Raw genomic sequence first — 19426 nt, forward strand, 5'->3', positions numbered from 1 at the left:
CTTTTTCCACTATGGTTGGTGGAGGATTTGGCATGCAGCGTTGGTGAACCCGATATTAATCCTTATTTTATTAGGATACTATAAATGGGTTTGTAAATTAGAAATTCAACTGGTAGAGAGTACCAATCAAAAGTAAAATGCTCTTTTTAAGGGCATTTTTTTAAGGTTTTCTTAAGGTTTGTCTTTAATAATTACTGAAGTTTGAATGAAGTAATTAGGAGAAGGTGTATTATGAAGTCTAGGTGGTCCGTATGGTTAGAGAGAACAAATATATATCGGTGGTTATTCGGTTTTACGATTATTCTATATTTTTTCAGTGGTGATTACATCAATCATCAAGATATTTTCATGCTATTTAATTTATTCATCTTGTGTATTTCAGCGTTATCTTTTCGAAAGGGATGGATACAGATTTTTACTAGTGGTGTGATTACTTTTATTGGGGCTTACCATGCACCAGATTTCAGTATTCATTTAACCATCCTTCAATGGGTTTGGAGCTTTATTATGGCCACATTTATCATGATACTAATTGAAAAATATATCGCTGAGAAGAGAAATATGGTGGATCTTATCACCTCTTTAGCCAATACATTAGATTCGAGAGATAATTACACGGCTTTCCACTCGAACAACGTAGCGAATTATTCAAAAGCCATCGCAGAAGAGTTAAAACTAAAGCAAAACATTTGTAAGAATATTTATATTGGTGGATTGCTTCACGATATTGGGAAAATTGGAATTTCAGAAAATGTATTAAATAAATCTTCAAAATTAACTACGGACGAATTTCTACATATTAAACAGCATCCGTCTATTGGTTATGAGCTCGTGAAACATATTAAACCGTTCGAGAAAAGTGGAGTATTAAATATGATTTTGTACCATCATGAACGATATGACGGTAATGGCTATCCAAAAGGATTAAAGGGAGAAGAAATCCCCTTAGAAGCCCGTATTATGGCAGTTGCTGATGCATTTGATGCCATGACCTCACATCGCGTGTATCGTGAGGCAAGGAGATTAGAATATACTTTAAATGAGCTTCAAAAGGAGAGAGGAAAACAGTTTGATCCTATAGTGGTCGATGCCTTTTTAAAAAGGATTGGGAAAACTAATAGGAACTTTTATCCTAGCGAGCAACACGTAGGAATGTCTTATCAAAAAATTGGATCATAATCATTTTACAAAATTATTCTTGACCAACTATAAGAATACTGCTAAAATTACAAATTATCGTAGAATAATAGCTTGAGAGTATGTTGAAAGAAACAAATCTAAGCTGTAAATAAAATAATTAAGCAAGCTATGAATGTTATGGGTCAAACTATAACAGGAGCGGCTTCTGGAGAGATCGCATAATGCGACGCCGAAGGGTTCACAATCTCAGGCAAAAGGACAGAAGAGTAAAAATACTATTTGGTATGAATGAAAGAGGTAGAAAGTTCTCTTTTTATCATTTAACCATGTGTATTTGTTATTCTGACGTTTTAAGAGATTGGAGGGAACTCCAGTCTCTTTTTTTATAGCTATTATTACTACAATAACATTCGAAGAAAAACGGAGGAATATCAAGTGGCACAGCATGAATTAAAAAGGGAACTGAAAAATCGACATGTACAGCTAATTGCAATTGGCGGTACGATTGGTACCGGATTGTTTTTAGGATCAGGAAAAGCCATTTCCTTAGCAGGTCCCTCAATCATCTTAGCTTATTTAATCGTGGGTATAGCAACCTTTTTTGTTATGAGAGCATTAGGGGAGCTTTTGTTATCGAATGCAGGTTATCAATCGTTTACCGATTTTGCAGTGGACTATATTGGACCATGGGCAGGCTTTGTAACAGGGTGGACGTACTGGTTCTGTTGGATAATGACGGCGATGGCCGATATTATTGCAGTAGGAATGTATGTGCAGTATTGGTTTGATATCCCACAATGGGTACCAGCACTTATCTGCTTAATCATATTATTAGGGTTAAACTTATTAACAGTAAAGCTTTTTGGAGAATTAGAGTTTTGGTTTGCCATTATTAAGGTTATAACAATTCTTGCTTTAATTGTTATTGGGATCGTGCTGCTAGTTATTGGATTTAAAACAGATGCAGGAACGGTTTCTGTACAAAATTTATGGCAACACGGAGGGTTTTTCCCGAATGGAATTAGCGGCTTTTTATTTTCTTTCCAAATGGTCGTATTTGCTTTTGTTGGAGTAGAGTTAGTTGGTGTCTCAGCTGCAGAAACAGCAGATCCAAAGAAAAATATTCCTTCAGCTATTAACAAAATTCCTTTAAGAATTCTGTTCTTTTATGTGGGTGCATTAATAGTTCTTCTGAGCATAAATCCATGGAACCAGTTGAATGCCGATACAAGTCCTTTTGTTAAAACGTTTAGTTTAGTTGGTATTCCTGTTGCGGCCGGGATCATTAACTTTGTTGTATTAACATCTGCCGCATCTGCTAGTAATAGTGGATTATTCTCAACAAGCCGTATTATGTATAACTTAGGACGTCAAAACGGTGGAAGAGGTATGCTTTCAAAATTAAACAAAAATGCCGTTCCAAGTAATGCCTTACTGATTTCGACGGTCATTGTTTCTGTAGGAACACTACTAAGCAAACTGATCCCCGAGCAAGCCTTTGGAATTGTCACAACCATTAGTGCGATTTGTTTCATTTGGGTGTGGAGCATCATATTAATCTCCCATATTAGATATAAAAAAACTCGTCCAGACTTACATCAAAAATCAATATTTAAAGCTCCACTAACACCATTTATTAACTATGTGGTACTAGCTCTTTTTGCGTTTATTTTACTAGTGATGTTGATATCAGAATCCACGCGTTCAGCATTATTGTTGACCCCACTATGGTTTGTTTTATTATTTGTTTTATATTCCTTTAAACGAAAGAGATCGGTGTAATAGTGTAAGACACTTTGTCAATAGACAAGGTGTTTTTTTTATTTTTACCTATTGACCAACATAATTAAAGAAGTTTAGGTGATTTTAATAATAAAACGGCAAATAGGAGATATTTATGCAAAGCCTAGGAAAGATACTAATACCGAGACAATTATTTCTATTACTAGTCCTATCAACTGGTTTACTAAACCATGTCATACTTATTCCAAATCTATTGACGGCAGCAGGGAGAGATAGCTGGTTAAGTGTGATAGTTGCTTACCCGATTGCCCTAGTGTTTCTATGGTTAATCTATTACATCATAAAAAATAGTCCGAGTGAGGGATTCTTTTTTATGGTTCAAAATCGCTTAGGAAACATGTTCTCCTATTTTTTACGAGCGCCAGTTTTCCTATTTTTATTTATTAGCGCCTATGTAACCTTTAGAGACCTAATGATCTGGTTAAGTGCCTATTTTCTGGCTGAAGCACCTATTATCATGATCAATATCGTATTAATTCTTGTGTGTTGCATCGTTACCCTATCAGGTGTAAAAACCATGGCTATAGCAAGTGGACTATTGTTACCTATTGTCGTTTTACTGGGATTCTTTATTGCATTAACTAATACGAGTTTTAAGGACCCAAGTCTGTTATTTCCTGTATTAACAGATGGATATATTCCTTTATTTAGAGGAACAATTTACGTTCTAGCGGGACTATTAGAACTTTATATTGTGGTATTGTTACAGCCTTTCTCGCAAGAACCTATTACATTAAAACAACTTTTAATACTACTAACCGTATTAACGGGATTAATTTTCGGCCCTCTTTCAGCTACCATTATGGAATTTGGTGTAATTGAGTCAGTGAACTTTCGATATCCAGCGTATGAGCAATGGAGGGTACTTAATATCGGTGAATACATCTCAAATCTTGACTTCTTTGCTTTATACCAATGGTTAAGTGGAGCACTTATTCGAATTGGATTATTTATGTATCTTTTAGGACATTCATTATCACGAAAAAAGCGAGAGTATCGGCTGAATCCTAAGCTTGTAGGGGTGATGTATCTCTTACTATTAGGGGTTGCTTTAATAAAGGTCGAGTCATTCACTTTCTATCAAATCATTTATTTGTATGTTTTTCCTGTTACGCTAGCTTTCTTTCTAATTCAGATTTTACTTTCTGCTTTTATTATTTTTGTCTTAAAGAAGAGGGATAAACAACATGAAAAGGAAAATAAACTTGGATCCAGTTCTACGTAAAACCTCAGAGGATAAAACAACCCTCCTCTTAGAGAAGCTGAAGAAAAGTGATGATCTAACATGTAAGGAACATGGTCACTCGGCGGAGAAGTATAAGCTCATCTATTTGGAATCGTTAGTTGATAGTCAATACTTAGATCAATATATATTACCGAGAATAAGCGGTGGCGAAAGAGACATAGTGAAAGCGAAATTGACTTCTTTGTTTCAGGCCGAAGAGGTGTCTGAAAAATCAATGGATGATTTATTGCAACTGCTATTTGAAGGGCATGTCCTTTTTGATTTTCAAAATGAGTTATTAAGTATTCAAGCGGGAAATTTTCCAAAAAGACCGCCTGAGGAATCAGCTCTTGAAACTTCCATTAGAGGACCTAAGGATGGTTTTGTTGAGGATTTAAAGACAAATATTTCATTGGTGCGTCGGAGACTCAATACATCTTCTTTATGTGTTGAAAAATATACCATTGGTACAAGAAGCAATACCAAAGTGGTTCTTTTGTATATAGAAGATATTATTGACCAACGGGTACTTGAAGAAGTTCATACAAGACTAGACAAGATAGAGATTGATGTATTGACAAGTATTTACGATTTGGAGTCATTGATTCGTGATCGACCGTATTCAATTCTCCCAAGTACGGACTATACGGGCCGGCCAGACTTTATCGTTCAGGCTTTAATTCAAGGTCGATTTGCTCTTATGGTAGAGGGGAATCCAACTGTCTCCATTGCACCAACCAACTTATTATTACAAACGAAATCTCCTGAAGACCAATATATTAGCTATACGTATGTAACGATGGAAAGAATCATGAGAATGTTAGGAGTGACGGTGTCAGGATTTTTACCTGGAATTTGGATTGCTTTTTCAGCTTTTAATATCGAGCAGATTCCGTATTTACTAGTAGCAACGATATCTATTTCACGTTTTGGACTGCCCTTGTCTGCACCCATTGAAATGTTCGTTATTTTATTTTTATTTGAGTTATTTAATGAAGCAGGAGTGCGTTTACCGCGGGCTATAGGCCAAACGGTAGCAGTCCTTGGGGGCTTAATTGTGGGAGATGCAGCGATCAGAGCAGGCTTAACTTCACCCACTATGCTTGTAGTTGCTGCCATAACCTATATTTCGTCCTTTACCTTAGTGAATCAATCGTTAAGTTCAGCCATTACTATCATCAGATTTTTGGTTCTAATTTTAAGCACTTTTTTTGGATTATTTGGAGTTATTATCGGCTATATATTAACCGTTCTTTATTTATCAACCATTACGTCCTTTGGTGCCCCTTATCTAGGAGCATTAGCACCTGTTTCATTAAAAGAAGCTATTAAGTCTTTTTTTAAAGCACCTACACAGTATTACAAAACTAGAACATCCGCCACGAGTCCTACAGACAAAACAAGAGGTGGGGATGGATCATGACGAAAAGTTGGTTTATTTGTATTATAAGCTGTCTTCTGCTAACAAGTTGTTCAGGGTTGAAAAATATTCAAGATTTAACCTATATTGTAGCAATAGGGCTTGATTATGATAAGGAAAGTAAGGAGTACACTGCCTATCTACAAGGATTAAGTTTTGCAAATGTGGGAAAGCAGGAAGGAGGGAAACCTAGTGAACCTGTCCCAATTTTTGTGGCATCGGCTAAAGGTGAAACCCTCAACTTAGCAGTTAGCAATCTTTATAAAATGTCAGAACCTCCCCTGTTTTTTGGACATGTAAAGACACTTATCCTTACTCAAGCGATTGTTGAGAACAAGTTTAATGAGGTAATGAAAGAAATTGGTAGAAATCGATCCCTGAGGCCAACCCTCCGCATTATTACTACATCAGAGGATATGCAAGCCCTTCTAAATGTAAAGGCCTTGTTTAATTACCCTGCTGTGTACACTGTATTATATAAGAAAAATCAATATGAATTAGCACAGAATGAGATTAAACCAACGATGTTAATGTTTTTCTTAAGAGAGTTTCATGAGCCCATGGGAATGGCGAAGATTCCTACTGTGAGTATTGATAAAGAAAGTTGGAAGGCAGATGAACCTTATCCTATCTTATATTTTAATGGGTATTCAGTGTTTCAACAACAAAAGTACATTCAAAACCTCCCCTTTAAAGATGCTGTTTATGTTAATTGGTTAAGAGAAAAGCATGTGGCATTGAATCAAAAAGTAGAAGAGGATGGAAATTTAATTGCTGTAGTAAAGTTATCTACTCCGAAGGTTCAGGTCCAATATGAAGATAATCTTAGTGCGCCTGTGTTTTCTTTAAACATCTCAGTAGAAGCGGATCTATTAGAAAAATTAAAAGAGGTTCCTATTAAAAAGGTAAAAGAAATTATTCAGAAAGATATCCAATCGAAAGTAAGAGAGCTTTATGGTAATGGAGTTGAAAAGAGGCTTGATGTTCTTAATCTAGGAGAAAGATGGTACAGAGCAAACCCAAAGAAATATCAAGAACTAAAAACCACCAAACGCTTTTATTTAGAAAAAAATTCGTTAAAGAATGTTAAAGTTACTGTTAAGATTCTTCATTATAATGGTTATAAATATGAAAAACGAGTCCATGAGGATTTTGAATAAGGTGAGACACTTTGTCAGGAGAGGCAAGGTGTTTTCTTTTTATATATATAAAAGTAGAACAAGCAATTGTTCATAAAACTCAACATAGGATAATAGCATTATGTTCTCTAAAAAGATTTTTCGTAGGTGTAGGGGGGGCACGATGAAAAAGACATGGCTGTTAGGCTTTGGTTTTTTTAGCATTAGCATCGGTTGGTCGCTGTATAACGGATTTGTACCATTTTTTCTTGAAAATTATTTAACGAGCACCGCATTGATTGGTTTTTTAATGACCATTGATAACTATATTGCTTTATTTTTACAGCCTTATATTGGCCAACGCAGTGATCGAACGAATACAACCTATGGCAGGCGAATGCCTTACTTGCTTGTGGGAATCCCACTAGCTGCTTTGTTTTTTGCACTAATTCCTTTTCACAATAGTCTTTTAACTTTAATTATTTTTATGTTGTGCATGAACCTGTCCATGGCTATATTTAGATCTCCGACCATTGCTCTCATGCCTGATATCACACCAGAATACCAGCGAACAAAAGCAAATGGAATTATTAATTTTATGGGTGGCGTTGGTGCCATATTGGCATTTAGTGTGGGCTCTTATTTGTTTAGTGTGAATGAATCCACGCCTTTTTTAGCCGTTAGCGTCATATTTTTGGTAGCATTATGGGTTTTGTACAAAAACATTATTGAAAAACGGGATGCCCTCTTCTATTCAGTTACAACTGCACCGAAGCTCAGCTATAAAAATGAGTTAAATCGTCCAACGATCATTTTATTAACGGCAATCTTTTTCTGGTTTATTGCGATACAAGGAATGGAAGCTTTGTTTACTTTATACGGAGTAAGTGAACTAGGATTAACCAAAAGCGCATCTGCCTTTTCATTAGCCTTCTTTTCATTAAGCTTTGTCTTGTCGGCCATTCCGTCGGGGTTGCTAGGGGCTAAGTATGGAAAGAAAAGAATTATTATGATAGGAATAATGGGTTTGATTTTTGTGTTTTTATTGTTAACTACTGTTCAAACCGTTCTATTTCTTCGGATCCTTTTATTCGCGGGTGGAGTTTTTTGGGCCTGTATTAATATTAATGCTTACCCATATATTGTCTCGACAGGTAGCGAACATAGTTTTGGAACTAGAACGGGTTTATATTATTTAGTTTCTTCGCTGTCGGCCATTATTTCACCACCTACATTAGGGGTCTTTATTGATCTCTTTGGTTTTGGAATTTTGTTCTATGCTGCTGCGGGAAGTATGGTTGTTGCGTTGGGGTGTATGGTGAAGGTAAAGAATTCGGATAACAATATGGTTTTGAAAGATAAGAGCTCTTGAACAATCAAGAGCTCTTTAATAAATTAAACACCTGGAAACCAACCAGGGCTATTCATAATGGCATTCCATAAAGGGTCAGGAATAACTAATTCCTTCTGCTTCTCTTTGTTCAGTTTGGTTACAATCTCATTCTCTCTATTTTCGGAGATTTTTTGAACCCAGTCTGGATCAATTATTAGTTCTCTTCCTAGAGCAAGAAGAGGAACCCCCGTCGCAAAAGCTTTACGAGCATCTTCTGCCGTGTAAATAGAACCTACTCCAATCAAAGGAACACGATCTTTTATGGTTTCTAGTAAATACTCTATTCTGCTCTTAGAAAGGTCTTCTACTCCTCTATGTGGGGTGGAAAAGAAATTCATTAATGATACATGTAGATAATCAAGGTCTTTATCAGCTAAGGCATCAACTAATTTCAAGGTGTCATCCATTGTAATTCCTGGCGTTTCAGGTTCCTCAGGGGAAAAACGATATCCTATTAAAAAGGGAGATTGTGCTTTTTCTCGGACAATACGTTTTACTTCATTTACAACTTCCAGAGGAAAAGTCATCCGTTTTTCCAAACTGCCACCGAACCGGTCTTCCCTTCGATTGGAATGAGGGGAAAAGAATTGCTGTATTAAATAGCCGTTTGCTCCATGAATTTCAACCCCATCAAACCCGGCTTCAATCGCTCGACGGGTAGTTTCACCAAACGCTTTGACCATTTCTTGAACTTCCTCTTCTGTTAAGGCTCGGGGATTTACATTTGGTTCTTCTGTGGAGACACCGCCTCTTTCAGCTGGAATATCACTGGCACTTACAATTTCACCGTTTGGAACAAGCTCGGGAGGACACATTCTTCCTCCGTGAAAGATTTGGAGGATTGCTTTTGCCCCTTGCTGCTTTATTGCTTCGGCTATACGACGTAAACTAGGAATCATTTCATCACGATCTCCACCAAACTCTCCGTGAAATCCCTTCCCATTTGCTGTTACATATGTACAGGCAGTAATAACCATGCTAACACCTGCTGAGCGTCTCGCGTAATAAGAAACTTCAGCATCGGTCACTGTGCCGTCTTGATTGGAAGAGAAATTAGTCATGGGTGCCATGACCATTCGGTTTTTTAATGTGATCCCACTCGAAAAACGAAAGGGGGACAACAAGTCTTCATTTTTTACACTCATATAAGAATTCCTCCTAAGTTTTGTACTTTACTATATTCACCTACATATAACATTTTATGTTTAACTGTTATTTTTTCTTGACCGTTCATACACAGACACTTATAATTAGAAAAAATCGTGGTAGCTCTTTTCAATGTAATCGGTACAAGGGGAAGGGAAATCATTTTATTTGTAATTATTACTTTATTTGGTTGCTTATGTAAACACAGTGTTTGTGAGTATAGAAGAGGCCAGCGAGGATGAATGTTCATCACCGCTGGTCTCTTTTTTATTGGGCAATTTTTTAAACTTAAGGAGGTTTTATATTTGAATCGTTGGTTAGTAGTATTGGGGGCTGTTCTTATTCAAATTAATTTAGGGGCGGTGTATGCTTGGAGTCTTTTTAATCAGCCGCTTATTGATAAATTTGGTTGGGCAAGGGAAGATGTAGTTGTGACCTTTTCGATAACGATTGCTGTTTTTGCATTTGCAACGATTTTTGCTGGAAGGCTACAAGACCAAATTGGACCTAGGTGGGTCGCGACGATTGGAGGTTTGCTGCTGGGAATAGGCTTGATGTTATCAAGCCAAGCGACTTCACTTTTACAGCTCTATTTCTTCTATGGTGTAGTCGGAGGAATTGGGATTGGAATGACCTACGTTTGTCCGTTATCCGCATGTGTAAAGTGGTTCCCTGACAAAAGAGGCTTTATAAGCGGTGTAGCTGTTGCAGGTTTTGGACTAGGTGGACTTATTTACAAACCGTTGATTGGATATCTCATTGAATTATCAGGAGTTTCTTCAACCTTTATGTATTTGGGAATCATATATTTATTGTTTGTTATTGCTGGGGCACAGTTGCTGAAAAATCCAACAGAAGAGCAAGTACTAAAGTATCAACCTAAACAACAAACATCTAATAGTCAGGTAAAAACATTTGTAGATGCGAGCAATCAGTTTACACCAAAACAAATGCTTCGAACTCAACAGTTTTATTTATTATGGTTTATGTTTTTATTTGGAAGTGTTTCCGGTTTAATGGTGATTAGTTTTGCGGTCGATATCGGAGTAGATATGGCAAATCTGGAACTTGAACAAGCAGGAAATGCGGTTATGGTGATTGCTTTGTTTAATGCTGCAGGGCGTATTGTATGGGGGAAACTATCTGATCGTTTTGGACGGAAACCTACATTAATCACCATCTATGGCTTAACAGCCGTCATGATGTTTTATATGAGTACTGGAATGATGAACTATCCTCTGTTTTTAATGGCTGTTTCCTTAATCGGGTTTTGCTTCGGTGGTTTTCTCGCTCTTTTCCCATCAGTTACTGCAGACTATTTTGGTGTTAGAAACATGGGAAGTAACTATGGCTTTATGTATCAAGCCTACGGGTTATCTGCTTTTGTTGGGCCGATTGTGGTAAAGGCCCTCCCGTTTACCTCTGCTTTTTTATTAGCGGGTTGTATCTGTATTGTGGCCATCCTTTTGGCCAGAGTAGTTGAAGTACCAAAGGTCATTCCTGGAGAAAGGCTTCTTGAAAGAGAAGCATAATATAAAGAATAAAAACCGAGTACTTTCGAAAAATAGTACTCGGTTTTTTGCATAACATCATAAGGTTTTGAGCTGGTCTTGAACTTTTTGAAATACACGATGACAAAGAAAACTGATACAAAAAGCACAGACACAGTAGATAAATAAAAAGGTAATTTGCCAAAAATAAAGGATCATCCCTGTAGCCACCATACATAGCAAAGACAAAAATGTGGTTGGTAAAAATCGTAGTGAAAAGAAAAATGAGTTTTTTACAATATCAATGGTTTTCATACGATAGTGGGACATCATTGGAAATATATAGATGGTTGTTAGTAATAATATAAATCCGATCAGTAAAAAGATAGAATAGAAGATAGGTTGTAAAGACCCTAGGCTATTCATTAAGGTAAAGTCTAAAAATAAAAGACCGGAGAGCACTAGCCAAATCAACCCAAGCACAAAGCTTTGTTTAAAGTTTTCTTTGAAAAATTTCATATACGAACGAAAGACACTATAGTCCTTGTGGGTAATCCATTGTCGAGTGACGCAGTACATCGCAACGGTCGCAGGGAAAATGGTGATAACGGGAAGACAAAATAAAAGCCATAAAATATTCAGTTGAAAAAAAGCGGTTACAATTTCTAGCATTCTAAAAAGAGCATTATTTTCGTATTTCATTTTTTCACCAAGTTTCTTATTTTCTAGGATTATCATAAAAATAGCATATTCTAACCGATAACAAAAGCTAGAAATTCTGTTATGTATTACGAGAGGAGAAAATGATGATGATTAAAGCACTTTTTTTTGATTTGGACGATACCTTACACGACTCGCAATATCCTTTTGAAAAAACGGTAGAAGAACTGTTTCCAGAAATAGCTTCAGAAATAAATATGAATGATCTATCTATCAAGTTTAGAGAAGCTAGTGACTGGTTGTGGAAGGACTATGTGGCAGGGAACCTATCTCTTGTTGACCTTCGAACGAAGAGGATTATGGTAGCTTTAAAAAGGATGGATATAACGATAGATTCTGAAGAAGCTCGGTTGTTTCAAAATCAATACGAATATAATCAGAGTCAGCTTAAGATGTTCCCTGAGGTACCCAATCTTCTTGGAATGTTGAAAAAAAAGGGGATCACTGTAGGAATGATTACAAATGGTCCAGTCGAGCATCAGCATAGTAAAATTTCTTCCTTAGGGCTGAAAAGTCATATTCCTATCGATCTCATTTTTGTGTCTGATGGAGTTGGGGTGGCCAAGCCTAATCCAGACATCTTTCATCATGTGAGAAAGCATGTAAATCTAGCGCCTCATGAATTACTATACATAGGGGATTCATGGGAGAATGATGTTGTTGGATCCTCTAAAGCGGGTTGGCACTCACTTTGGTTTAACCATCGGAATAAAGAGCCAGAAACAAATCATAAGCCTTTAGCGGTAATCCACAATCTATCAAGCATTTTGGATTATGTATAAATTGTTATGTACAAAAAAATTGTAGGTAAGGTGTTAATTTGCGATTCTACGCTCACACACATTACTAAGAGCGGACCAATCCAACCCAATAAAAAACGAACCCTGCCATAACAGGCAGGGTTCGTACCTTATCTAAATCAAACTCGTCTTTTTCAACTGCATCGTTGAATTTCTTACAACAAGTTCAGGTTCATAAACCTTCGACTGAGGAACTTCTTTATTTTCCACTGCGGATACAATCCATTTTGCTGCTTCAATTCCCATGTCCATTTTTGGATGGGTAACAGTGGTTAGTTTTACTTCTGTTGCTTCTGCTAAGAACGAGTCATCGTATCCAACAATAGAAACATCTTCTGGTACTTTTAAGTCAAGTTTACGGAGAACATCTAACACACTTACCGCCAGCTGGTCATTGTAGCACACAATGGCAGTTGGCTTTTCGTCCTTTGAGAAAAACTCTTCGATTTGTTTTAACGTTTTGCTATTCACATCTTCTGTTGAATAAGTAATGACCATCTCAGGGAAAAAGGTAACACCGTGCTCTCTAAATGCTCGAATAAAGCCTTGCATCCGATGAACTCCTTGCAAGTCATCTGTTTTGAACAAACCGATAATTTTTTCATGCCCCAATTTAATTAAGTGTTCGGTCGCGATAAACCCTCCATGCTCGTCATTCATAATGATATGAGGAGGCATCAGCTGAGAATAAAATTGGTTAATCATTAAATAAGGAATATTGTTTTGTTCGAGTTCAAGATAGTAGTTAATGTTTGGGTTATAGTTGCTACTCTTGGTTGGTTCGACAATAAGTCCATCAATATTTCTGCCTAACATGGTTTGTAAACATTGTCTTTCTTTTTCCACATCATTATCCGTACAAGATAAAGTTAACGTATATCCTTGTGTGGTAAGATACGATTCAATTCCTCTAATAATGGACGGGAAGATATAATCAGAAATATAGGTAGTAATAACACCAATATTTTTTCCTTTTATTACTGAAGAGGAAGATTGATTCTGTTTTGATTGCTTAGGATTATGCGAACAGAAGGTACCAGCACCTTGTTCTCTGTAAAGTAATCCTTCATGAACGAGATCACCCACCGCTTGTCGCACCGTATGTCTACTAACCCCAAATATCTGCACAAGTTCATTTTCGGAGTAAATTTTTTCGCCAGGGTTTACCTTCCCTGTTTCGATCCACTCCACGATTTTTTCCTTAACCATGTTGTATTTAGTTTTTTGTTGTGCCACTGAGGTATCACCGCTTTCTATTCCATGTACATAATGTAAAACAACTTATACGTACAACATATATCTAATAATACCATAGTATCAAATAAAATGGAAAAAAACTATTCCATACAAGTATATTTTATAAATAAACATGAACACGTACGGACATAATAAATATTTTTTGAAAAATCACATTGACATGTACGAACAGGTATATTACTATTTGAATTGTAGGGAATGCGCTTTCATAGAAAGAAACTCTAAAGGGTCAATAGCTTTTACTTGAAAACTACGAAATTACTAGGAGGGATTTATATGTAATCCTCTAACATGTACGTACATATAAAAAGGACTATTAATAAATTAGAGAATAAGCTATTATTTTTTTAATGTAAAGTGTTTGCGCTTTCAATTAGTTTGTCTTGATTTCATTCTTTTATAACTACAATAGGTTGAAGATGGAGGGATTAACTTGTTTAAATCATCTAAAAAAATTGGTGTCATAATGCTTCTAGCAATAATGGTGATTGGTGCCATCCTTAGTGGGTGCTCAGGTAGTGATAAGGCTAGTAGTGACGGCAAGGTTGAGCTTACTTTTATGTTTAGAGGAAATCCTCAAGAACTAGAAGCTTATAAAGCTACTGTAAAGAGATATGAAGAAGCAAACAAAGATGTAAAAGTTACAATGGTTCAAACAGCTCCTGATCAATATGATACGAAGCTAAAATCAGCAATCGCAGGACGTAAGATTCCAGATGTTTTTTTCTATAACCCAGCTCAAGTAAAAGCGTATGTAAACTCTGGAGTTCTATTAGATATTACGGAACAAGTTGAAGGGTCGACGGACGTGAAAATTGATGACATTTGGGAAGCGGGGGTTAATAAGTACCGTTTTGACGGTGAAACTCTTGGTCAAGGTGCCATCTATGGTTTACCAAAAGATTTAGGGCCTTTTGCATTAGGTTACAACAAAACCATGTTTGAAGAAGCAGGAATTCCACTTCCTGATAAAGACAAGCCGTACACTTGGGATCAATTCATTGATGTTGCCAAGCAGTTAACAAAAGATAATGATGGTGACGGCAAAATGGATCAGTATGGAACTGGATTTAACGTAAACTGGGCATTACAACCATTTGTTTGGAGTAACGGCGCAGATTGGATTAACGAAGAGGGAACAAAAGTTACGATTGATGATCCGAAATTTATCGAAGCCTTACAATTCTTTGTAGATCAACAAAACAAATACCAAATCACTCCTTCTATTGGTGATGCACAAACATTAGATACGTACCAAAGATGGTTGAAAGGTCAATTAGCCTTCTTCCCTGTTGGACCATGGGATATGGCTGCTTTTAAAGAACAATTAAAGTTCGAATATGATTTACTTCCTTGGCCTGCAGGTTCTACTGGTGAGTCCTCTGCTTGGGTCGGATCTTTAGGAATTGGTGTTGGTGCAACAACGAAGCATGCAAAAGAAGCAGCTGAACTAGCGATGTACCTATCTGCTGACCAAGAAGGACAACAAGCATTGGTTGATGCACAAGTCCAATTACCAAATAGTGTAGAAGTAGCTGATACATGGGCTGCTGACACATCCATTAAACCTGACAATAAGCAAGAGTTCTTAGATATCATTAATGATTACGGTCGTGGATTCCCGGCTGAAAAAACTTACACAGCTGAATGGTATGATGAGTTCTTCAAAAACATTCAACCAGTGTTAGATGGTAAAACCTCTGTTGAAGACTACGTAAAAGAAGCGCAACCGAAAATGCAAAAACTGTTAGATGCTGCAATCGAACAAGATAAACAAGCTAGTAAGAAATAAAAGACTAGCAATGTAAATGGTGCTAGATTCATAGAATGATAAGCTAGCATCATTTACATCTTTTAATAAAATGTACGTGTAAAAAGTGTATATTTATGCTTTTGTTGAAAGGGTGAGGAAAGATGAAAGCGACATCCAAGCTGTATCGCACAGAACAAAGATATGCCTATTTGTTTATTGCAGCACCAGTCTTAGGATTCCTCATTTTTGCAATGGTTCCTCTTATTTATTCAATGTACGGAGCCTTTACGAATTGGAATGGTCTAGGACAAATGGAGTTTATCGGCTTTGAAAACTTCATAAATTTATTTAAAGACGAGTATTTTTACAAGTCGATGTATAACACCTTCTTTATGATGCTAGGTATTCCAATTGGAATCGTGTTAGCACTTTTACTGGCTCTAGCTCTAAATAGAGGAATCTTTGGAACAAACACCTTTCGCGTACTTTACTATATTCCTGTTATTTCCTCCATTGCAGCGGTATCCATTCTTTGGCAATGGGCGTATAACGGAGATTATGGTTTAGTTAACCAATTTTTAGATCTCATCGGGATTGAAGGTCCTAATTGGTTGCAAAATACAGATACAGTAAAACCGGCATTAATTCTTATGGCAGTTTGGAAAGGGTTAGGTTATACGATGTTGCTGTATTTAGCGGCATTACAAAGTGTCCCTAAGACATTCTATGAAGCTGCGAAATTGGATGGAGCAAACGCTTTTCAAGCCTTCTGGCATATTACACTTCCAATGGTTAAGCCAGTAACATTCTTCATTATTGTTACCAATATTATTGGTGGAGCACAAATCTTTACGGAGATTAACGTTATGACACCTACTGGTGGTCCTGAGTATAGCTCAGCATCAGTGGTTTTCTACATTTGGCAAAAAGCATTTGGTAACTTCCAACTAGGTTATGCATCTGCAATGGCCTTAGTATTAGGACTCTTCATCTTTATTATTACCCTCATCCAATTTAAGATGAACGAAAAATCTTCCTTTGAATTGGATTAAGACTAGGTTAATAAAAAGACTAATAGAAAGGGGCACTTGATAATGGAAGTTGCAGTAGTAGAAAAAGAAGTAAAAGCAGAGCCGATGTCTGAGAAAAAGAAAAATAAGATTACCAATATATTTGTTTTTGTCTTCCTAAGCTTTGGGGCGATCTTTATGGTAGCACCGCTGTTGTGGATGTTCTCCACGTCATTAAAATCGAAGGAAGATGTTTTTGCCTTACCGCCAGTTTGGATTCCGAAAGATATTTCATTTGCTAAGTATTTTGAAATTTGGGATATGGGTCCTCTATTATCTGGTATTTGTAATAGTTTAATCGTTGCATTATCGGTAACGATCGTTGGAACCTTTACGTCAAGCTTGGCCGCTTTTGCTTTTGCTAAGCTACGATTTAATGGGAAAAACAAAATCTTCTTAATGTTGTTTGCGTCCGTTATGATTCCTTACCCAGTACTAATGATTCCACAATTTATCATGTTTTCAAGTATTGGTTGGGTAGATAGCTTACTACCACTTATCATTCCTGGGCTTTTTGGGAACCTGTTCATGATTTTCTTCTTACGTCAATTCTTGAACAGCATACCGAATTCAATTATTGAAGCAGCGAAGATTGATGGATGTTCGTATTTTCAGATCTTTTATAAGATTATCTTTCCATTAATTAAACCAGCTGTTGCTGCTCAGTTAATTTTATGGTTTATGGGAATCTGGAATGACTATTTAGGTCCGATTCTTTACTTGAACTCACCAGAGAAGCAGACTTTGCAGTTAGTTATTGCAAACTTTAACGCATCGTATGCGATCCAAAGCGATTATCCGCTCATCATGGCGGCATCGGTGGTTGCTTTATTACCGATGTTAATCGTATTTATTATCTTCCAGAAGCAGATTATCGAATCGATTGCTATTTCTGGTGTAAAAGGTTGATACATTGATTCAGGAGATGCAAATCAAAATACCGGGAATATTTTGATTGAAAAATTGAATACAAGAAAATGGGAAGGCACTTATCGAAAGTTACGACGGATAAGTGCTTTTGTTTTCATATTTTCATTTTAATTAAGAAACTACAAAGGGAAAGGGTAAGTTTTTGGGGGATAAAGAAAATGATGGGAGACTAGAGTGAAATGAAATTTCCAAAAGAACCAATACAGTATAAATTGTACGACAAGTCAATTATCCACGATGAAAGTCAGTGGAATATTAATAATGCTCACGATCCAGCAAGCTTCAAGGATGGTGATACGTATTATGTATTTTCGACGGATGCGAAGTATGGTGGACCTCCAACGGGTGGAATTCAAATACGGAAATCAAAGGATTTAATAAAATGGGAGTTTGTTGGTCATGCATTTGATGAGATTCCAAAGGATGCGTATGATTGGACGGGTGCTAAAGGTCTTTGGGCACCGGAAGTAGCCAAGTTCGGTGACACCTACTATCTGTACTATGCAGCTTCACAATTCGGAAAAACTCAGTCGTTTATTGGAGTGGCAACAAGTCAAAGTATTGAAGGACCATGGCAGGATCAGGGCGAGGTAGTGAAATCTCAGCAGGGTGTACCTGGGCCCAATGCGATTGATCCGAATATTACTTTTGACCGTGATGGAGATCCGTGGTTAGTCTATGGGAGCTTCTTTGGTGGATTATATGTTTTCCCTATTGACCCGGCAACAGGAAAAAAACGCGCAGGGAGGGAAGAAACCCTAGTTGCTAAAAGGTCTACCAGTGTAGAAGCTGCCATTGAAGGACCTTATATTGTGTATCATCCGGAATTTGATGAATATTACTTATTCGTTTCCTATGATTCCTTATTTAAGAATTATCATATTCGCGTGGGGAGATCTCATTCTATTGAGGGTCCTTATCTTGACTATGATGGGAATGAAATGACCAATTTAGAACTTCCACCAAACGAAGTAGGGATGAAAATATTAGGGGGATATAAATTTGGGGACAAGGAAGGCTGGATTGCGCCTGGGCATAATTCGGTGTTACAAGATGACGAAAATTATTATATCGTTCACCATGCAAGAGGAGAAAAGGATCCCCATTGGCATTATCTCCATGTGAGAAAGATTGTGTGGACAGAGGATGGCTGGCCACTTGTTTCTCCTGAGAGATACGCAGGAGAAGAGGAACAACCTGTTGATCCAGAATGGATGAATGGAAAATGGGAATATATTTGGATGGATAATAATGAACATGAACTGATTCCTTCGCGTACTATAACGCTTCCTGCTAAGGGTGAAGGGGTATGGGAGTATAAAAAAGACAATATTTTTAAAGTTCATTTTGATGAAAGGCTTTGTGAAATCATTGTATTACCAGCTTGGGATTGGGAGAATTGGAATCAAACACTCGTTTTTACAGGTAAGGACCAACAAGGAAATGTCGTTATTGGGAAAAAAGTAGAGTTGTAGATAGGAGTGGAGGAAATGGAGTTAAAGGCTTTTAAGTTAAATCGTGTAAAAGTGACTGGAGGACCACTGAAAAAGGCGATGGAATAAAATAAGGAGTATCTACTACAACTTGAACCGGACCGGTTACTCTCTCGTTTTAGAAAGTATGCTCGCTTAGAGCCAAAGGCTGAGAATTACGAGGGCTGGGAAGCGCAGGGGATCTCGCTAAGTGTAGATCCAGATTCATTACATGGGTTAGTCGCATGTATACGAAAGAGATCGAAACGATGAAGTCCTTTGATTTGAGTATAGAAGAGTATCGGTTGAAAGATGGATTAATAGAATTAGAAGAGATGAACAAGTTTGTACTTGTACGGTACGACATTCCTCGTTTATTAACAGAGAACAAGACAAGTGTCTGTGTACAATTTAAGGCACATAAAGACCGGAAAGTACCGAAAGTATTTGCTGTTCGTATGATAAAGAACTAGTTTTTAGCCAAATATGTCAAAGAAACTTTAATTTATTTTTAAAAATACCATTGAAAATATGGCGATAGGTGGTACAATCAAGTTAAAGGTTATGCGTACAAGTTGAAATAAAAAAGAACGAAAAACAGTCAACTTGTAAGGTTGAGTGTAAGGGATTACATAAAAATTCTCGATTATCTTGTACGCATGACATTAGTTTATAAGTAGAAAAGTTAC

General features: G+C 36.9%; 16 protein-coding genes, 1 pseudogene and 1 riboswitch. Of the genes and pseudogenes, 14 read left to right on the forward strand and 3 right to left on the reverse strand.

All coding sequences use genetic code 11. The features are described 5' to 3' along the window. Positions 1-231: 231 nt before the first annotated feature. The 6 genes from M3175_RS13895 (at position 232) to M3175_RS13920 (ending at position 8078) form a co-directional block, all read left to right on the forward strand. Positions 232-1179 (forward strand): HD-GYP domain-containing protein, encoded by a 948-nt coding sequence (locus tag M3175_RS13895; RefSeq protein WP_251519853.1) that lies wholly within the window; start codon positions 232-234, stop codon positions 1177-1179. 156 nt (positions 1180-1335) lie between these two features. Then, a riboswitch (glycine riboswitch) is annotated at positions 1336-1412 on the forward strand. Positions 1413-1575: 163 nt separating this feature from the next. Continuing rightward, positions 1576-2922 carry an amino acid permease gene (locus M3175_RS13900; RefSeq protein WP_251519854.1) on the forward strand — a complete coding sequence of 449 codons (1347 nt, stop codon included), beginning with the start codon at positions 1576-1578 and terminating at the stop codon, positions 2920-2922. A gap of 115 nt (positions 2923-3037) precedes the next feature. After that, the gene (locus tag M3175_RS13905) at positions 3038-4168 is read left to right on the forward strand and encodes a GerAB/ArcD/ProY family transporter (protein ID WP_251519855.1); all 1131 of its coding nucleotides are present in this window, start codon (positions 3038-3040) and stop codon (positions 4166-4168) included. After that, positions 4131-5591: a spore germination protein gene (locus tag M3175_RS13910; protein WP_251519856.1), complete on the forward strand. Its 1461-nt coding sequence runs from the start codon at positions 4131-4133 to the stop codon at positions 5589-5591. The genes M3175_RS13905 and M3175_RS13910 overlap by 38 nt, the downstream gene beginning before the upstream one ends. After that, positions 5588-6748 (forward strand): Ger(x)C family spore germination protein, encoded by a 1161-nt coding sequence (locus M3175_RS13915; protein WP_251519857.1) that lies wholly within the window; start codon positions 5588-5590, stop codon positions 6746-6748. The genes M3175_RS13910 and M3175_RS13915 overlap by 4 nt, the downstream gene beginning before the upstream one ends. Before the next feature lie 142 nt (positions 6749-6890). Then, positions 6891-8078, forward strand: coding sequence for an SLC45 family MFS transporter (locus M3175_RS13920; RefSeq protein WP_251519858.1), 1188 nt, complete (start codon positions 6891-6893; stop codon positions 8076-8078). A 23-nt stretch (positions 8079-8101) separates the two neighbouring features. Here M3175_RS13920 and M3175_RS13925 read toward each other — a convergent pair whose 3' ends face one another. Next, on the reverse strand, positions 8102-9244 hold the full coding sequence (locus M3175_RS13925) for an NADH-dependent flavin oxidoreductase (RefSeq protein ID WP_251519860.1): 1143 nt from the start codon (positions 9242-9244) through the stop codon (positions 8102-8104). Between the two features lie 306 nt (positions 9245-9550). On the opposite strand from M3175_RS13925, the gene M3175_RS13930 reads away from it, so the two are divergent. Further along, positions 9551-10777, forward strand: coding sequence for an L-lactate MFS transporter (locus tag M3175_RS13930; RefSeq protein WP_251519862.1), 1227 nt, complete (start codon positions 9551-9553; stop codon positions 10775-10777). A gap of 57 nt (positions 10778-10834) precedes the next feature. Here M3175_RS13930 and M3175_RS13935 read toward each other — a convergent pair whose 3' ends face one another. Further along, positions 10835-11473 (reverse strand): YesL family protein, encoded by a 639-nt coding sequence (locus M3175_RS13935; RefSeq protein WP_251519864.1) that lies wholly within the window; start codon positions 11471-11473, stop codon positions 10835-10837. A gap of 71 nt (positions 11474-11544) precedes the next feature. Here M3175_RS13935 and M3175_RS13940 point away from each other — a divergent pair, with 71 nt between their 5' ends. Beyond that, positions 11545-12237, forward strand: a complete 693-nt coding sequence (locus M3175_RS13940; RefSeq protein ID WP_251519866.1) for an HAD family hydrolase — start codon at positions 11545-11547, stop codon at positions 12235-12237. Positions 12238-12369: 132 nt separating this feature from the next. On the opposite strand, the gene M3175_RS13945 is transcribed toward M3175_RS13940, so the two are convergent. Further along, positions 12370-13464 carry a GntR family transcriptional regulator gene (locus M3175_RS13945; RefSeq protein ID WP_251520311.1) on the reverse strand — a complete coding sequence of 365 codons (1095 nt, stop codon included), beginning with the start codon at positions 13462-13464 and terminating at the stop codon, positions 12370-12372. Positions 13465-13978: 514 nt separating this feature from the next. Between M3175_RS13945 and M3175_RS13950 the strand changes: the two genes are divergently transcribed. From M3175_RS13950 to M3175_RS13975, 6 genes and pseudogenes are all read left to right on the forward strand, one after another. Then, entirely contained in the window at positions 13979-15304 is a 1326-nt protein-coding gene (locus M3175_RS13950) for an ABC transporter substrate-binding protein (protein WP_251520313.1), read from the forward strand. Between the two features lie 122 nt (positions 15305-15426). Beyond that, positions 15427-16317, forward strand: a complete 891-nt coding sequence (locus tag M3175_RS13955; protein WP_251519869.1) for a carbohydrate ABC transporter permease — start codon at positions 15427-15429, stop codon at positions 16315-16317. Positions 16318-16401: 84 nt separating this feature from the next. Next, the gene (locus tag M3175_RS13960; RefSeq protein WP_251520315.1) at positions 16402-17244 is read left to right on the forward strand and encodes a carbohydrate ABC transporter permease; all 843 of its coding nucleotides are present in this window, start codon (positions 16402-16404) and stop codon (positions 17242-17244) included. 200 nt (positions 17245-17444) lie between these two features. Then, complete coding sequence (locus M3175_RS13965; protein WP_251519871.1) at positions 17445-18740, forward strand: arabinan endo-1,5-alpha-L-arabinosidase; 1296 nt, start codon at positions 17445-17447, stop codon at positions 18738-18740. Between the two features lie 15 nt (positions 18741-18755). After that, positions 18756-18944: pseudogene (locus M3175_RS13970) on the forward strand (beta-L-arabinofuranosidase domain-containing protein); the annotation flags it as partial. A gap of 38 nt (positions 18945-18982) precedes the next feature. Then, on the forward strand, positions 18983-19210 hold the full coding sequence (locus M3175_RS13975) for a hypothetical protein (protein WP_251520330.1): 228 nt from the start codon (positions 18983-18985) through the stop codon (positions 19208-19210). Positions 19211-19426: the final 216 nt, after the last annotated feature.

The sequence above is a fragment of the Robertmurraya korlensis genome (assembly GCF_023715225.1).
GTDB lineage: Bacteria > Bacillota > Bacilli > Bacillales > Cytobacillaceae > Robertmurraya_A.

Bases quoted from the DNA above. Each gene is read 5' to 3' on its own strand.
- M3175_RS13960 (WP_251520315.1), top strand. From the start codon at position 16,402: ATGTCTGAGAAAAAGAAAAATAAGATTACCAATATATTTGTTTTTGTC.
- M3175_RS13910 (WP_251519856.1), top strand. From the start codon at position 4,131: ATGAAAAGGAAAATAAACTTGGATCCAGTTCTACGTAAAACCTCAGAG.
- M3175_RS13955 (WP_251519869.1), top strand. From the start codon at position 15,427: ATGAAAGCGACATCCAAGCTGTATCGCACAGAACAAAGATATGCCTAT.
- M3175_RS13895 (WP_251519853.1), top strand. From the start codon at position 232: ATGAAGTCTAGGTGGTCCGTATGGTTAGAGAGAACAAATATATATCGG.
- M3175_RS13905 (WP_251519855.1), top strand. From the start codon at position 3,038: ATGCAAAGCCTAGGAAAGATACTAATACCGAGACAATTATTTCTATTA.
- M3175_RS13935 (WP_251519864.1), bottom strand. From the start codon at position 11,473: ATGATAATCCTAGAAAATAAGAAACTTGGTGAAAAAATGAAATACGAA.
- M3175_RS13925 (WP_251519860.1), bottom strand. From the start codon at position 9,244: ATGAGTGTAAAAAATGAAGACTTGTTGTCCCCCTTTCGTTTTTCGAGT.
- M3175_RS13915 (WP_251519857.1), top strand. From the start codon at position 5,588: ATGACGAAAAGTTGGTTTATTTGTATTATAAGCTGTCTTCTGCTAACA.
- M3175_RS13975 (WP_251520330.1), top strand. From the start codon at position 18,983: ATGTATACGAAAGAGATCGAAACGATGAAGTCCTTTGATTTGAGTATA.
- M3175_RS13920 (WP_251519858.1), top strand. From the start codon at position 6,891: ATGAAAAAGACATGGCTGTTAGGCTTTGGTTTTTTTAGCATTAGCATC.
- M3175_RS13940 (WP_251519866.1), top strand. From the start codon at position 11,545: ATGATTAAAGCACTTTTTTTTGATTTGGACGATACCTTACACGACTCG.
- M3175_RS13965 (WP_251519871.1), top strand. From the start codon at position 17,445: ATGAAATTTCCAAAAGAACCAATACAGTATAAATTGTACGACAAGTCA.
- M3175_RS13950 (WP_251520313.1), top strand. From the start codon at position 13,979: ATGCTTCTAGCAATAATGGTGATTGGTGCCATCCTTAGTGGGTGCTCA.
- M3175_RS13945 (WP_251520311.1), bottom strand. From the start codon at position 13,464: ATGGTTAAGGAAAAAATCGTGGAGTGGATCGAAACAGGGAAGGTAAAC.